Here is a 14,619-nt window from a genome sequence, read left to right on the forward strand (position 1 = left end):
TATATGATGTTGTCCACAGTTAAGGCTGAACCGTTACCATCACAGTTGCCACGCTGTCACGGCCGGCCGCGTTGATTATGCGGTAAATAAACCTGTCCTGACCGCTATAACCCGCTTCCGGGATGTATGAGAAGCTACCATCATAACGCAATGTCGCACTGCCGTGATCTGGACTAACGTACAGTTCTGTTCGCCACTGGGGCAAGCGTCCGCGATTAGCAAATTGCATCCGGATCAGTTGCGCATCGACGGTAGCCAGCCATATATCGTCATTATCATTGCTGATTGCCAGCCCCGCGGCGGAAAAATCGGTGCCTACCGGAAAATCAATATACCGTACGAACTGACTATTGGATGAAAACTCAGCAAGGCGTCGCTGATCGCTACTGACAAAATATAAATGGCCGGTACGGTTGTTGTACCCCATATCACCGCGCACCATGCTAAAGCGGTTGGCAATGCTAAATGTACTCAGCGTGTCACCGGTTCTTGGATCGATTTGTGCGACCGTGTTTGGCATATCAGAGGCTAGGCCGCTTTGAATAACAAACAGGGTGTCAGTCACACTGTTATAAACGCCACCCACCACCTCACTGCTGCCAAAATTGGTATCAAGCCTAGCCAGTAAACGACCAGACTGGCTCTCAAATGCGCTCACTACCACCGTATTAGATTCACCGTTGAATAGCAGTATTGTGCCCTGTGGCACGGTCGTATCGACCAAGGTGAATGCCTCTGGCGCTATATGTATATCTGCATTATCGCCGGCAAGCTCTGGGAGCGTAATTGTATTTACGATCTCACCGTCCAGAGTGAACTCATATAGCATCTCGGAGAACTCACTGTAGGTAAACAAGCGCTGGCGATACTGGTCAAACCCGACGGCAACAAAGTCGGTGACGCTAGAAGGCTGGATGATAGAGGTTGCTTCTAGTCTGTCCCCAACCGTGCCTGTATCTGCATCGCTGTCATTGGCTAGAATCTCATCTCCTGACGCGGAGTATGACTGGTCGGTCTGTACACTGATCTGATCATCATTTGCCACGGGACGGGATTTATCACTTAAACCGTATTTACTGCCAGGGATATCCATGAATAAATTTTGTAAAGGTGCCATCAGGATTGCATCTGGATACAATCCAACTTGTCCAATATTGCACGTAACACCTGCGGGAAGGCCTGTACAAAATTCATTTTGTCCAATGAAGGCGTTAAAGTTAAGGGAGTTTTCAAATGGCTGATCAGGAAAGACAGCCTCAATGACATTCCCACTGTCTGGATAAAGACGGAGCTCAAACAAAGCGTCACCGACTTCAGTAAAGACAAGGGATGAATCTTCAGGTGTTCTGGATTGGGCAATTACGGGAGAATCACCAGTTCCAGACCAGCGCTGCACAAATGCATAGCTACCAGCAGCGCCGGGTGAATTGCCGCTAGAAGCGGACTCCTGATAGCGCCCCACCATCGAACAAACTGTTTCACCCAATCGCGTGCAATCGCCAATGCTATATCGGCCAGTGCCAATCCGGTTACCCGGTGCAGTTTCCCCCAAACCGATGTAAAGTAGCTCGCCGCTGATGCTAAGTGACTCGGCAAACAGCATTTGTGGAATAGATTCAATGGAAATATTTACTCTCGCCGTTGCAGATAGCCCATTCTCATCATTAATCTGATAATCAAATAAGTCTGAGCCTTTAAATCCGCTATCAGGTTCATACAGGAAACTGCCGTCAGGCTGCAGCGTCAGGATGCCGTGCGACGGTGCCAGGACCGGCGTAGTGACAACACTGATAGCATTGCTGTCAACGGACACATCATTGGCAAGTAAACCTTGCTCAACACCAATGTCCAGATTGGTTGATTCGCCGATATCATACCTGTCACCCACTGCGATGGGCGCTCTTCCAGCAGAGGTGACGGTAACGGTTACCGTACCGGTGTCCTGTGCAACACCATCGCTGACAATGTAGTCAAAACTATCAATGCCACTGAAGGTCGACTCAGGGGTGTACGTGATGGTGCCGTCTGATTCTATAGATACCTGACCAGACGCCGCCGAGGCATCTAGTACACTCAACGCATCGCCATCGACGTCAATATCGTTACTCAGCACGTCAATGTTCACCGATTGCGTGCTGGGAGTGCTGGCTTCATCATCCACTGCCTGCGGTGGGTCGTTAACGGCAACAATCGTAACGTTTATCTGTGATGATGCACTGCCGCCGTTACCATCGCTAATGCTGTAATTAATGGTTGCCGTACCATTTACGTCAGCCGGTGGCGTGAACGTAATGCTATCTTGCGTCACACTCACCGACCCTATATCGGTGGTTGCGTCGGTGATGGATAAGGTATCGCCATCCGCATCCGTATCATTAATCAGCGGCAGTATGGTGACGGCTACATCCTCATCGGTCGTCGCTTCATCCGCGGTTGCCACTGGCGCTGAATTCACCGGAGGAGAAGTTGAGCCGGGCAGTACCATTTCTGGATTCGATGTGCTCTCGCCCGAGCCGTCAACACCGCGCACCAAAAGATAGTAGGTGGTGGCTGGATCCAGTCCGCTAAACTGCTGACTGTTCTGCTCAACGGCCAGTAACGCTTGTCCTTCAGCAAGCTCAGTATAGGTAAAACGGGACACGCCTGGCTGTGCTGCAAGATAGAGATTGTAGCGCAGTAGTTGTGGATGAAGCTCCCAGTTCACATCGATCGCATCGCCCGCTGACGAACGTGTGGCCATCAGTCCTGCAATCACAGGCGGCTGCCATTCAATGGACAGCTGCGCCACCTCTGTGGTATTGCCGAGTCCATCAGTTACCCATAATGACAGCGCCACGTTACCCGGCTGCGCGCCATAATCAGCCGGATTGATGCCATCTACCGAGGCCGAAAACCTGTCGCCGCAAGAACTACAGATACTGAGCGTCTGTGCACTGTTTGCAATGGTCAGGTAAACACTGCGCAGGCCATTGCCATCAGTCACTTCTACGGACACGCTGATATTGGATGTGAACAGTGTCTGCGCTCCAGCGGAGCTCAGTTGACCCTGTGACTGTTCAGACACGGGGGGCAGGGTAGGCGGTTCATCGACTGCGCCATCTGAACCGCCACAAGCCGTCATCAGACAACATAAGCTGGTAGCCGTGAGGGCGCGGGTAAGCATGTTAGCCACACTCATTGCTGTTCTCTCAAAAGAAATTGTCCGCCTGCGGCGATGTCAGGCGAGCGGATTTCAAACAGCTCAAAATTTCCTGCTACCGCACTGGCGCTATCAATTAATAACGCTCTGATAAACCCATCGGCAAGCTCATTGTTGTGACTGGCGAAGTTAACAGTGACATCCAATTCATTGGACTTCACTACGCCATTAAACGCGGCAAACCATTCACCACCGGGATCGTCGAAAGATAGGTAACCTGTTGGGATCCGGGCGCTGTCAAAGTCCAGTGTGACTGACATAGCAAAGTTCTCCACACTGCCCAGACTGCTGGAAACAGTTGCATTCTCGACGGCATCAAATTGTGCCTGCCCCTGCCTGCCGGCGAACCGATCGTCAGGCTCAAGGTAGCGCGTCGCATCCCGGTCGGTATCGATACCTGCTTCGCCTGTGACCAACAGCGCTGGGACCATGGACTCAGGCGCTTTGCCGGTGGCGATTGTATAGGCCAGCGTGTAGTCAGTGTCAAAAGCCGTCATCAGCTCGTCGCCTGGAAGCGGGCTATGCCCTGAAGAAAAGGCCAAAGGGTTAGCAAGTAAAAATTGCACATCGTAGTCTTTAGTGACTACGGCAAAGCGATAAGCCTGACCGTCGCCAAGTGAAAAGGGGGCAACACCTGATGCGCCAACGTCGACATCGATAATGCCTTGCCATGCCGCGAGATAAAGATCTCCCTCGACCAGTTCAGCCTCATAATGGGTGCCACGCACACCAATACTTGCTAATGGGGTATCGAGTCGATAATTGTCTTTGCCAGTTTGCAACTTGCCGGTCACGGTACGCAGGCCGCCACTGATCAGGCGCATCAGTACGCTGCCCTGTAATGAGTCCGGGTCAAACTCATAGTTGGCAATCGCCAGCTCTGTTTCGGCCTGCAACGATAACAAACCGCCATCCGCCATACGTAGCTGTGCAGCGCTTTGTACGCCTGTGAGCACATTGTCTTCTAAAAACACCGGATCGCGACGCTGTAATTCTCGACTGGCATCCGCCTGTGAGGCGATAACGTCGCCTCGCGCAATAATGGCTTTTCCCGCATCAGGTGACTGCGCGACCGCTGTAAAGCAGGATATTGCGAGACAAAATACGCCAAGAATACAGCGCGTAATAACTCTAGAATTCATAACGGACTCCTATCCACACCCGACTGCGCTGATAATCGTATAGGGCAATATCACTGTCGTTGGACACGTAGTTGAGTTCGCCCAGTGCCTGCCATTTACGGCTTAGCTGATAGCGTAAGTGCCACCCGAGTCGCAGGAATGTATCGTCGCGAGGGGCCTGAAAAATAGGGTTAATATTGTCGTAGTCGGCTTGCAATACATCAACGTAGAGTCGGCTCAACCAACTTGTATCAACGTTGCGCTGCCACTCATATCCAACGCAGACAATCTCCCGACTGACCACATCACTGATATTGACTTTACCCTCATCAACACTGGCAAAAAGCTGTGCGCGGTGCAAACTACTATCGCGTTGATATTCTGCAAAAACAGACAGCATCGCGATGTCTTTATCCAGCGCGTCGGTCTGCTTGTAGCGCTCCTGTGCAACGGTGACATCGGCGCCGATGGCGGTATGTGAATTAATCGGTCTGGAGACCCCTGTCAGTATCCCGGTGATGGAAAGATAGCTGTCACCGTCAAGCCACATAGGCCGGTAAAAACCGCCGATATGCCAGTTGAACGACTCCAGGTCGGTGCTGTAATTGAGCGCGATGCGCCCGGTTGTGCGATCAAGTGCCAGATCATCACTAAACCCTGTGTGATGTATGGATGCTGAGGCAGTCCATGAGGAGCGTTGGTCCAGAGGGCGGACGTACTGTGTGCCAATGATCAGGTCAGAATAGGAGGAAGAAAACTTCTGACTGCTTTCAAACAGCAGGACCTGACCAAAATCGGGCAAAATGATGGTTGAATCATTAATACCGCTATTAGGGTTGCTATCACTGCCAACGCTTAACTGTAGGGCATGTTGCCAGCGGTCACGCTGAGTCGCCAGGCGAGTATCTATCGCGCCAAGATAGTCATTGACTGCCGAATCTAGGTCATCATCAAGCCTGCCTTGCTGCAGGATCAACAACTCCTGCCTAGCGGCTTCAATATTGCCCATATGAAAATACGCGTTTGCCAGCGCAAAACGGGCCTGTGTCGATGACGGGTTGGCAAATAGTACCCGTTCGAAGGCAAATGCGGCGGTATGCCAGTCTTCTACCTCGCTCGCGGCTAGACCAAGCGCGAAATCAAACTCAGGATCGCCCTCGAGTTGGGATAGCTCAGACAGTGCTAGCCGGTAGGCCTGTTGCGTCTGCTGCTGGTTTAGTAATTGAATAACCTGCTTTGCGGTATCTTCCTGTGCGATGCTTGGCGCTAGGCATAAAACATATGCCCCAGCTACGGATAATAGGGTTCTTGCCCAGTGAGTGAAGTGTCGCTGCAACATCCTGTGCACTGTCTTATCGGAAGTGTTTAGGTTTTAGTATAGACAGCAATTTTAAGGGGCAACGGAATATTTATTCTCTGCAACTTATGTAAGCAAGCACGGTGTCTCGCTGCTATGCTCAGTGCTCGTTGCTTACAATGAGGGAGTTGCCATGAGCACGTTAGTTCGACGAGAGGGAAGTGATAATCAATGTAAGGACGGCGCATGTGACGCAGTTAGGTGGGTGGTGACGCCGAAACAGCGGGATCTTGGTGGCTTTTCCGTACGGCGATTGTTGCCTGCCAAAGAAAAACGTATGGTCGGGCCATGGCTGTTCTTTGATCACATGGGGCCTGCAGCTTTCCCGGCAGGAGAGGGGATTAATGTCAGGCCTCACCCGCATATTAACCTTGCGACCGTGACTTATTTATTCGAAGGTGAAATCCTGCATCGTGATTCGCTGGGAAGCTATCAGCCTATACGTCCCGGCGATATTAATTTGATGGTGGCAGGCTCTGGGATCGTTCACTCCGAGCGGGAAAGACCTGAAGTGACCGCGCAGCCGCACAGTTTGCACGGCTTACAGTTATGGTTAGCCCTACCAGAAGAAGACGAAGAGGTTGCACCGGCATTTTACCATTACCCTGATAACGATATTCCTGCCTTGAACATTGATGGGGTGCCAGTTCGTGTCATGATTGGCTCGGCGTACGGGGTCACCTCACCGGTCAAAACCTTTGCGGAAACATTGTACATAGAAGCTACCTTAGCAGCGGGGCAGCGTCTGATTTTGCCGAGGTGTGAGGAACGTGCACTGTATGTGGCATCCGGACAGATTGATATAGAAGGCACACAGGTCGGCCAATACTCCATGGCGATCTTAAACAGTCGTGAGGGCGTCACTATTGAAGCGACGCAGCCATCGAGGGTCGCGTTGATAGGTGGTCAGGCGATGACGCCGCGGCACATGTACTGGAATTTTGCCTCCTCACGAAAGTCTCGAATTGAACAGGCCAAGCAGGATTGGCAGGCAGGCCACTTTGCCAACGTGCCCGGCGATGAAGAGGAATTTATCCCCTTACCCTGACAGGTAGGGTGACCTTTTCATTAAAAACGTCCGTAGCAAGTGCGTGTTGGTATGATGAGAACGCAGTGTGAAGATTGACGCATTTATTTTTGATCTGGACGGTACCCTGGTCGATTCGAACCTTGATTTTGCTGCCATGAAACAGTATCTCGGCTGTCCACGGGATGTCGATCTGCTCAACTTTATTGACAATATTGCGGATAATAATGAACGTCAAGCAGCCTATGATTACGTCGTCCAGCAGGAACTGATTGACGCTGAACAATCACGTTGGATACCCGGTGCCGCTGATTTTATCGGCGTGTTAAATGCGCAAAACTATCCTGTTGCCATTGTCACCCGAAACTGCGAGCAGGCCGCTCGCATCAAGGTGATGCAAAATGACGTTCCTGTTAAGACTATCATCACCCGCGAACATGCCCCTGCGAAACCCGATCCGGCAGGTTTATTAATGATGGCAGAAGCCTGGCAGCTGCGACCTGATAATATCCTGTATGTCGGTGATTATCTTTATGACTTGCAGGCAGCAAGTAATGCGGGGATGCGCAGCGCCCTGTATGTGGCAGAGTCTATCCCCGATTACGCCCATCGTGCAGACCGAGTATTCAACCAGTATGTCGAACTGTTTGACCTCCTCGACAGGGAGCCTGCGCTGACCTAGTCGTGCAGAATGTCGAAGGTCAGCCCGGCCTTATCCTGTAAGCGGGTGATCAGGGTTTCGCCAAACACGCTGGCAGGTGTCCAAAACCCGCCCTTAACCTGATCCTTGGCAATATCCTGTGCAAGACACAGTGCTGATTCGGCAAGCATTTTTGCGGTTGAGCCATAGCCGGGATCGCGATCGCCGGTCACCTTGGCTTTCAGCAGCTTGCCTTTTTGCGTTGTGCCGTAAAAACGCAGGTCATAGAAGCCCTTTTCCTGCTGACTTTCACTCGGGCCCTCGCCAGGCTTGGGCATGATGTAATTTTCCAGCAGCCAGCGCGTCGGTGGCAGCGCGGCGCCGAGCATAAAGGCGCCAAGTCCAAGAGACATCATCCAGCCTCGCGCTGCGCCCTGCATATCCTTACCGGTGAACATGGCTTCATCATACTGGAAGCGTTCACCGTACTCTTTCTCGAGCAGTGCATTGGTGCGGTGCACGATGCGGGTATTGATAGCTGCCATCACAAAAGGTGCGATCCACCTACCGGTGATATCTTCAAATTTGGCCTTTTTAAGGTTTTCCTGATAGGTCGCAAAACCATGATCAGCGGGACACAATGCGTAGGGATTGGCCAGCAAACGTCGTAAATTTTTATCTTCTGCAGCCTGCTTCGCGACATTCATCAGGCTGGCGACCGTACCGCCTGACGCGCCGCCACGTATTGCTTTGACGCGCATGCGCACGTGCTGACAGGGCTCACCTTCACTTTGCAAAGCATATTGTTGCAAATGATACACGCCAAGATCGGAGGGAATGGAATCAAATCCGCAACAGTTCACAATGCGGGCGCCGCTTTGCCTCGCGGAATCTTCATATTTATCCAGCATCGCTCGGATCCACTGCGGCTCACCAGTGAGATCAACATAGTCTGTTCCCAATTCGCAGCAGACCTCTACCAATGGCTCGCCATACAAAGCATAGGGGCCGACGGTACTGATTACGACTTTGGTCTGCTCACACATCTCTTTCAGCGCAGCCTTGTCAGCCGCATCCGCGACCATGACGGGCAGCTCAAGGGCATCACCGCCAAGCTTAATTTGCAAATCCCGCAGCTTTTGCTTGGAACGTCCGGCAATGGCCCATGATACCTTGCCGCTATTACCGTACTCATTCCACATATAGCGGGTGAGAATCTGACCGACAAAACTGGTTGCACCATAGACAACAACATCAAAGTGTTGAGATTGGGATTGGCTCTCAGGCATGAATAGGGCCTCGTTATGTAGCGTAATACACAAATATGATGCACTAAGGGTATGCAATTCACTACTATTTGTACAACCAGACAATCAAATGGAAGGCGTATGACTCAGCGTTACACGATGACGTGCATTGAAATAGACAAACAGGATTTAAACCACACGCAGGTTATTCAGCAGCAGTGCGACGAAAGTGCGCTGCAACCGGGCGAGGTGCTGTTGGCAGTCAAGGGATTCGGATTTTCGGCTAATAACATCACCTACGCGGCATTTGGTGAGCGGATGGGATATTGGGGCTTTTTTCCTGCTAGCGAAGGCTATGGCCGCATGCCCATGTGGGGTTTTGCTTCGGTACAGGCGTCTTGTCACGATGATATTGCAACGGGGCGGCTAATTTACGGGTATTTCCCACTGGCCACCCATCTGGTTGTTAAAGCCGATCATATCAGTCGCTCGGGCTTTGTAGACGTTGCGGAACAGCGTAAAAGCATCGCGCCGGCATATGATTTTTATCAATTCTGTGACACCGATCCCGGATACGATCCGTCACAGGAAGCATGGCAGGCCAACTTCAGGCCGTTGTTTATCACGTCATTTCTACTTGATGACTATGTGGCAGAGCATATTGGCAATATGGCCGCCGATATTTATTTGACCAGTGCTTCCAGTAAGACCGCTTACGGCACCGCATTTCAGTTGCTTAATCAGCGGGATAAGCGACAGGCAGAATATCGGGTCATTGGGCTGACATCACCGCAAAACGTCGCCTTTACTGAATCACTGGGATGTTATGATGAGGTGAAAAGCTACCCACAAGTTGACGATGTGACATCCTCGAATCCTCCCTGGATCCTCGATTTTGCGGGTAATAAGGCATTGCTGGTTGACCTTCAGCAACGCTTGTCTGCTCAATTGCAACAATGTCTGTTTATTGGTGCAACGGATGTCGGCTCACTGGCCAGCAAAGACAACAGAGACGTGAAAGGTGAAGTGTTCTTTGCGCCTGCGCAATATAAGAAGCGTGCCGAGCAGTGGGGCGCTGACGAGTTAATGAAAAAATTTGGTCTGGCATGGATGCAGCTTGCCACACAGATTAAAGGCACGATGCAGGTCGAAAATGTACAGGGAAGTGACAAGATCATTGCCCTGTATCAACGTGCGCTGGCAGGCAATATGGATAACACGGTATTGCCGTGGGTGACCTTTTAGACTTGCAGAGTCTGCGATCAGTGGTGTCGCCACCACTGGTCGCTACAAACCGGGATACCCACCTGTTTAAGCAAAGCCCGGGTCTTTAATCTGTCTTCACGATTCAGAAACTCACCAATGATCACCTGCTGTCTGGGATTCACCAGAGTCAGGGCGGGGATCTCAAATACCGTATTGGCTTCAATCACGTCCAGGTGGGTCACGTGTCTATCCATCTTGATACGCGTATGTGGTCGGTAGACGCCGGTTTCTATCGAAATGTTGCTGTCATCGATAGCGATGATTTGTTGCTGATAGGTGGCGTAGGACACCCGATACATGAGTAACGCAAGCAGACCAACTTCAAATCCTGCAAACGGTAACACGACCCATGCACCAACGAACGACCAGGCAATTGCAATAGAAAAGACAAAAAACGCCATAGCGCTTATCAGCCATTTTGTCTGTTTCCAGCTTGCTGACCGGTTGGGCATTAAGGTAATAACCGCGCCGTCAGAGCGCTGTTGTAATGAAACCAACGCCTAGCTCCTCTACTTCGATGTAATAAATACCTTAAAGCATGTCGCCAAGATCAGGCCAGTAAGTCTTAACAAACGGCTATTTCGGGTTACTATCTATGTTAGTACCCTTCCATTGGAATGACTTATGCTGAGTTTAACGCCCTTAGAAGCACGCATTATCGGCGTCATGCTAGAAAAAGAAATCACTACCCCTGACCAATACCCACTGTCTTTGAACGGCCTCACCACGGGGTGTAACCAGAAAAGCAACCGCGAACCGGTCATGTCACTGACTGAGGCTGAGGTGCAGGATGCCGTGGTCAGCCTCAAGGCGAAGCGAGTGATGACAGAACAAAGCGGGTTTGGCAGTCGTGTTGTGAAGTATAAGCATCGTTTCTGCAATACCGAATTTGGTGATTTGCAACTGTCTGAACAGCAATTGGCACTGATTTGCGTGCTGTTACTACGAGGACCTCAGACTCCGGGTGAACTGCGCACGCGAACACAGAGGCTTGCCGAATTTGCCAGCGTTGACGAGGTTGAACAGGTGTTACAGTCACTGTATGAACACAATGGTGACTGTCTGGTCGTTAAACTGGAACGGGAACCTGGCAAACGAGAGTCCCGTTATCAGCAATGTTTTGCACCCACTGATACCAATGTGCAAGAAATAGCAACAGAGCAGGGCGAGACACAGCACGTCACGTCAGATGCGGAAGCGCGTATACAGCAACTTGAGGAAACGGTGGCCCGGCTTGTTGAGCAGGTTGATGAGCTACAACAGCAGCTTAACGAGCTTTTGGAATAACCGCTATCGGTTGGCCATCATGCCTTGTAACGCGGACATCGCCTGATGGCGGCTGTCCCATCCAACCAGAATATGGTCATGATAAAAACCCGCCAGCATGTTGGCACTGATTTCATGCTTCGCCAGCTCACCCGCTACAGCAGCAGTCAGCCCTACGGCATCAAGGCTGGAATGGACATTCAGGGTTATCGCCGCATAAGGACCTTGATAAGTTAACTCCCTGTCCTCAGCGATGTGCAGAGGAATGATTAACGTCATGCCTTCTACTTCATTGATGGTTGCCAGCGGCTGCAGATCGGCAACCTGATCAACCCGCACAGCTTCCAGGCAGCAATAGACATAGGGCTGGGCATGCAGATCAGGCTGCATGCTGCTAATCAACTGATCTAATGCTTTGATCGCTTGACTCATTTTGAAACTCACCTAATCTGTGGTCCATTGTTATCGATAGCCTAACGTGCGAAGCAAGGAGCAGTCTATGTTAAAAGCAACGCTGGAGCAGTGGCGCATGTTTAAAGCCGTGGTCGACGCCGGTGGTTTTAATCAGGCTGCTGAGGTGGTGCACAAAAGCCAGTCGAGCATTCACCATGCTGTAAATAAACTGGAGCGTTCGTTAGGCGTGTCGTTATTAACCCTTGAAGGACGACGGGTAAAGTTGACGGGTGCTGGCGAGATGATGCTGCGCCGCGCGGCCTATCTTCTGGAAGAAGCTGAGCGCGTCGAACAAGTGGCCCACAGCCTTGGGCAAGGGACCGAAACGCAGCTGCGCATTGCGGTTGATGAAGTCTTTCCGCCAAGCATGCTTTACTCAGTACTGGATGCGACATCAAAAGAGTATCCATTATTGCGAATCGAGCTTATGGAGTCAGTACTCAGCGGTGCCAATGCGCTGCTGGACGATAATAAAGTGGATATCGCCATTTCACCCTTTAGTTACCCCAGTGGATTCAGTGAAGACTTGTGTAATATTGAGTTTATCGCCGTCAGCCATCCTGACCATCCCTTGCAGAGCATGGGCGATGGGCTGGACATGGAAGATCTTAAGCAGCACCGTCAAATCGTTGTACGCGATTCAGCACTGCGCAACAAGATGGATGCCGGCTGGTTGGGCGCCTACCAACGCTGGACTGTTAGTCACCTGCGAACCTCCATCGATATGATCGTAAATGGCCTGGGATTCGCCTGGTTGCCCGTCAGTACAATTGGAGAATTTCTCACGTCTGGTCAGCTCATCCCCATTCCTCTGGCGCAGGGCGCCGTACGCAATGCAACGCTATATTTGAATTTCAAAGATGGTGACCTGCTTGGCCCTGCAGCACGCGCGTTTATTGGTGAGTTACGCTTGCAGACGTTGCAGATTGAATCTGCGGATTGTTATATTTGTTCTAAATAGTAGAATTAAAATGGCGTTATTATCTATTTTATATTCTCTTAATGTGGACGTATGATTCTTCTATAACCTTTTGGGGAGATGATTATGGATTACATTCGCAAAGCTAATGAACGTGGTGTAGTTAACATGGGTTGGCTGCAAAGCAATCACAGTTTTTCTTTTGGCAGTTATTATGACCCTCAGCATATGGGTGTGTCTGTGCTACGCGTGATCAATGATGATGTGGTACAGCCGGGCGCAGGCTTTGGTACCCATGGTCACCGTGATGTGGAAATTATCTCGTACGTGATAGATGGCGCACTTGAGCATAAAGACAGCACGGGTAACGAGTATGTGGTACCCGCCGGTGAGGTGCAGCGCATGAGTGCAGGGCGTGGAGTCATGCATTCTGAATACAATGCGTCGCAGACGGAGCCGGTTAACTTTCTGCAAATCTGGATCCACCCAAATGTTAAAGGCATAGAGCCTGAGTATGAGCAGAAGCGCATTGAGCAGGATGGACCATTAACACCGATTGTCACACCAAACGGTGATAAAGGAGCGCTGCGTATCAACCAGGATGCCAGTATGTACCGGCTTGAATTAGAAAAAGGCGAAGCGTATAGGTTGCAAACGCCCGACAGACAGGGATACCTGCACCTCGTGCATGGTAGTGCTGAAATCAACGGTGATGTGTTTAACGCCGGGGATGCGATTGCACCTCAGGTAGGTAAGGCACTTGACGTAAACGCCACAGAAAAGCTCGAAGCGTTGTGGTTTGATTTGCCGAAAGGTTAGGGGACGCCGGCCTAAAGCCGGCATAACGTCTGGCTATGTCGTCTCCGCGCAGGCGGAGACCTCTCTACGCACTTGCCGCGCCATTTAAATGCAAATTAAAGAACGCCAGTGTGCGTTGCCAGGCTAGTTCAGCCGCATCCGGATCGTAGCGTCCGGTTGAATCATTATGAAAGCCGTGTCTGGCGCCGGGATACATATGCATGGTGTAATCAACACCTGCTTGCTTTAAGTCTTCCTCATATTCAGGCCAGGTGTCGTTAACACGCTTGTCTAATTCGCCAAGTTGAACCAATAACGGGCTCTTGATGTTGGCGCGCAGCTCTTTTGCTGCCGGTGTGCCGTAAAAAGGCACGCCAGCATCGATAGTGTCAGGTGCCACTGCGGCAAGCCAGTTGACCATGTAGCCACCGAAACAGAAGCCCACCGCGCCGAGCTTATCCGTTGTGGCACTGTGACTTTTCAGGTATTTCGCTGCAGCCAGAAAATCCTGTTCGATTTTACTGCGCTCCAGACTGCGTTGCATGGTGCGCCCTGCATCATCATTGCCGGGATAGCCGCCCAGAGGATGCAGCGCATCGGGGGCAAACGCAACGAAGCCGGCTTTGGCCAGACGACGTGCCACGTCTTTAATATAGGGGTTTAATCCACGATTTTCGTGCACAACCAGCACGCTGGCCGCGGGCGCCTTCATCTCCCGTGGCTGCACCCAGTATCCTCGTCCTTCGCCATGGCCGTTTGGAGACGAGAACGTCTCATAGGTGGCGATAATGTCCGGATCGTTAAACGAGATTTGCTCTGCTTTGGCGTAGTTAGGTGTCAACGCACCGGTCAGCACGCTCAGACTGTAACCCGCTGCGACCAGCGTAGACAGTCTCTGCATAAATTCACGCCGGTCCATTCCGCCGTGGGCGTAGTCGTCATACCAGTCAAAGGCTTCGGCCGGAATAGGTGTGTTGTTTGTGCTCATCTTGGTTCCTTGGCGAAGTGAAAGTTGCAAACCTGTATCACTTAAACACTGTTTTGGTGGTGAAAGATCAGGTTTTTTCATCAGCTCAGATGCTAAGCTGTACAGTACGGAACATTTTTTGTGCAGCGCATTATGCTCGGTTCGGCTTCACCATCACAGCAGCAAATCGTATTGGCAATGGTCATTGGTTCACTCATTGTTGCGGTGTCCATCGCATTGGTGTTTTTTCTCTCTCTGCCGTGGTGGGCTATTGCGGTTGCAGCCTTCATTGCCAGTGTTGTTGAGTACATGCTTATTATTCGACCGATGCAGCTGACGCGCAAAAATAGGAATTGAAC

Annotated in this window: 14 protein-coding genes; 7 read left to right on the plus strand and 7 right to left on the minus strand. The window is 51.1% G+C overall.

Translation table 11 applies throughout. The annotated features are described in order from the left end of the window. Positions 1 to 19: 19 nt before the first annotated feature. Genes G441_RS19150 through G441_RS0104355 form a run of 3 tightly spaced genes read right to left on the minus strand, consistent with a single transcriptional unit; the run spans position 20 to position 5,659 of the window. Positions 20 to 3,178: an Ig-like domain-containing protein gene (locus G441_RS19150; protein ID WP_026375219.1), complete on the minus strand. Its 3,159-nt coding sequence runs from the start codon at positions 3,176 to 3,178 to the stop codon at positions 20 to 22. After that, positions 3,175 to 4,341, minus strand: a complete 1,167-nt coding sequence (locus G441_RS0104350) for a FecR family protein (protein ID WP_026375220.1) — start codon at positions 4,339 to 4,341, stop codon at positions 3,175 to 3,177. Before G441_RS0104350 ends, G441_RS19150 begins: the two co-directional genes overlap by 4 nt. Beyond that, positions 4,331 to 5,659 carry a porin family protein gene (locus G441_RS0104355; protein WP_026375221.1) on the minus strand — a complete coding sequence of 443 codons (1,329 nt, stop codon included), beginning with the start codon at positions 5,657 to 5,659 and terminating at the stop codon, positions 4,331 to 4,333. Before G441_RS0104355 ends, G441_RS0104350 begins: the two co-directional genes overlap by 11 nt. Positions 5,660 to 5,810: 151 nt before the next feature. On the opposite strand from G441_RS0104355, the gene G441_RS0104360 reads away from it, so the two are divergent. Together G441_RS0104360 and G441_RS0104365 are read left to right on the plus strand one after the other, a co-directional pair. Beyond that, on the plus strand, positions 5,811 to 6,725 hold the full coding sequence (locus G441_RS0104360; RefSeq protein ID WP_026375222.1) for a pirin family protein: 915 nt from the start codon (positions 5,811 to 5,813) through the stop codon (positions 6,723 to 6,725). A gap of 67 nt (positions 6,726 to 6,792) precedes the next feature. Continuing rightward, positions 6,793 to 7,386 carry an HAD family hydrolase gene (locus G441_RS0104365; RefSeq protein WP_026375223.1) on the plus strand — a complete coding sequence of 198 codons (594 nt, stop codon included), beginning with the start codon at positions 6,793 to 6,795 and terminating at the stop codon, positions 7,384 to 7,386. Here the strand turns inward: G441_RS0104365 and G441_RS0104370 are convergent. Next, positions 7,383 to 8,633 carry a saccharopine dehydrogenase family protein gene (locus G441_RS0104370; protein ID WP_026375224.1) on the minus strand — a complete coding sequence of 417 codons (1,251 nt, stop codon included), beginning with the start codon at positions 8,631 to 8,633 and terminating at the stop codon, positions 7,383 to 7,385. The two genes, G441_RS0104365 and G441_RS0104370, sit on opposite strands and share 4 nt — an antisense overlap. Positions 8,634 to 8,732: 99 nt before the next feature. On the opposite strand from G441_RS0104370, the gene G441_RS0104375 reads away from it, so the two are divergent. Next, positions 8,733 to 9,836 (plus strand): DUF2855 family protein, encoded by a 1,104-nt coding sequence (locus G441_RS0104375; RefSeq protein ID WP_026375225.1) that lies wholly within the window; start codon positions 8,733 to 8,735, stop codon positions 9,834 to 9,836. A gap of 17 nt (positions 9,837 to 9,853) precedes the next feature. On the opposite strand, the gene G441_RS0104380 is transcribed toward G441_RS0104375, so the two are convergent. Then, positions 9,854 to 10,354 carry a DUF2244 domain-containing protein gene (locus G441_RS0104380; RefSeq protein WP_026375226.1) on the minus strand — a complete coding sequence of 167 codons (501 nt, stop codon included), beginning with the start codon at positions 10,352 to 10,354 and terminating at the stop codon, positions 9,854 to 9,856. A gap of 127 nt (positions 10,355 to 10,481) precedes the next feature. On the opposite strand from G441_RS0104380, the gene G441_RS0104385 reads away from it, so the two are divergent. Next, positions 10,482 to 11,144, plus strand: coding sequence for a YceH family protein (locus G441_RS0104385; RefSeq protein ID WP_034474443.1), 663 nt, complete (start codon positions 10,482 to 10,484; stop codon positions 11,142 to 11,144). 3 nt (positions 11,145 to 11,147) lie between these two features. Here G441_RS0104385 and G441_RS0104390 read toward each other — a convergent pair whose 3' ends face one another. Continuing rightward, a complete protein-coding gene (locus G441_RS0104390) occupies positions 11,148 to 11,555 on the minus strand; it encodes an ACT domain-containing protein (protein ID WP_034474446.1) in 408 nt (135 codons plus the stop codon). 67 nt (positions 11,556 to 11,622) lie between these two features. Between G441_RS0104390 and G441_RS0104395 the strand changes: the two genes are divergently transcribed. Both G441_RS0104395 and G441_RS0104400 read left to right on the plus strand, forming a co-directional pair. Beyond that, positions 11,623 to 12,537, plus strand: a complete 915-nt coding sequence (locus tag G441_RS0104395; protein WP_026375229.1) for a LysR family transcriptional regulator — start codon at positions 11,623 to 11,625, stop codon at positions 12,535 to 12,537. Positions 12,538 to 12,621: 84 nt separating this feature from the next. Continuing rightward, on the plus strand, positions 12,622 to 13,314 hold the full coding sequence (locus G441_RS0104400) for a pirin family protein (RefSeq protein ID WP_026375230.1): 693 nt from the start codon (positions 12,622 to 12,624) through the stop codon (positions 13,312 to 13,314). Between the two features lie 64 nt (positions 13,315 to 13,378). On the opposite strand, the gene G441_RS0104405 is transcribed toward G441_RS0104400, so the two are convergent. After that, positions 13,379 to 14,281, minus strand: coding sequence for a dienelactone hydrolase family protein (locus G441_RS0104405; protein ID WP_026375231.1), 903 nt, complete (start codon positions 14,279 to 14,281; stop codon positions 13,379 to 13,381). A 120-nt stretch (positions 14,282 to 14,401) separates the two neighbouring features. Here G441_RS0104405 and G441_RS0104410 point away from each other — a divergent pair, with 120 nt between their 5' ends. Continuing rightward, complete coding sequence (locus G441_RS0104410; protein WP_026375232.1) at positions 14,402 to 14,617, plus strand: hypothetical protein; 216 nt, start codon at positions 14,402 to 14,404, stop codon at positions 14,615 to 14,617. Positions 14,618 to 14,619 lie beyond the last annotated feature (2 nt).

Origin of the sequence: Aestuariibacter salexigens DSM 15300 (genome assembly GCF_000429145.1) — a bacterium.
GTDB lineage: Bacteria > Pseudomonadota > Gammaproteobacteria > Enterobacterales > Alteromonadaceae > Aestuariibacter > Aestuariibacter salexigens.

What these genes read in the sequence shown, in the direction of transcription:
- G441_RS0104405 (WP_026375231.1), bottom strand. Translation starts at nt 14,281, where the DNA reads ATGAGCACAAACAACACACCTATTCCGGCCGAAGCCTTTGACTGGTAT.
- G441_RS0104395 (WP_026375229.1), top strand. Translation starts at nt 11,623, where the DNA reads ATGTTAAAAGCAACGCTGGAGCAGTGGCGCATGTTTAAAGCCGTGGTC.
- G441_RS0104390 (WP_034474446.1), bottom strand. Translation starts at nt 11,555, where the DNA reads ATGAGTCAAGCGATCAAAGCATTAGATCAGTTGATTAGCAGCATGCAG.
- G441_RS0104360 (WP_026375222.1), top strand. Translation starts at nt 5,811, where the DNA reads ATGAGCACGTTAGTTCGACGAGAGGGAAGTGATAATCAATGTAAGGAC.
- G441_RS0104350 (WP_026375220.1), bottom strand. Translation starts at nt 4,341, where the DNA reads ATGAATTCTAGAGTTATTACGCGCTGTATTCTTGGCGTATTTTGTCTC.
- G441_RS0104370 (WP_026375224.1), bottom strand. Translation starts at nt 8,633, where the DNA reads ATGCCTGAGAGCCAATCCCAATCTCAACACTTTGATGTTGTTGTCTAT.
- G441_RS0104375 (WP_026375225.1), top strand. Translation starts at nt 8,733, where the DNA reads ATGACTCAGCGTTACACGATGACGTGCATTGAAATAGACAAACAGGAT.
- G441_RS0104385 (WP_034474443.1), top strand. Translation starts at nt 10,482, where the DNA reads ATGCTGAGTTTAACGCCCTTAGAAGCACGCATTATCGGCGTCATGCTA.
- G441_RS0104355 (WP_026375221.1), bottom strand. Translation starts at nt 5,659, where the DNA reads ATGTTGCAGCGACACTTCACTCACTGGGCAAGAACCCTATTATCCGTA.
- G441_RS0104400 (WP_026375230.1), top strand. Translation starts at nt 12,622, where the DNA reads ATGGATTACATTCGCAAAGCTAATGAACGTGGTGTAGTTAACATGGGT.
- G441_RS19150 (WP_026375219.1), bottom strand. Translation starts at nt 3,178, where the DNA reads ATGAGTGTGGCTAACATGCTTACCCGCGCCCTCACGGCTACCAGCTTA.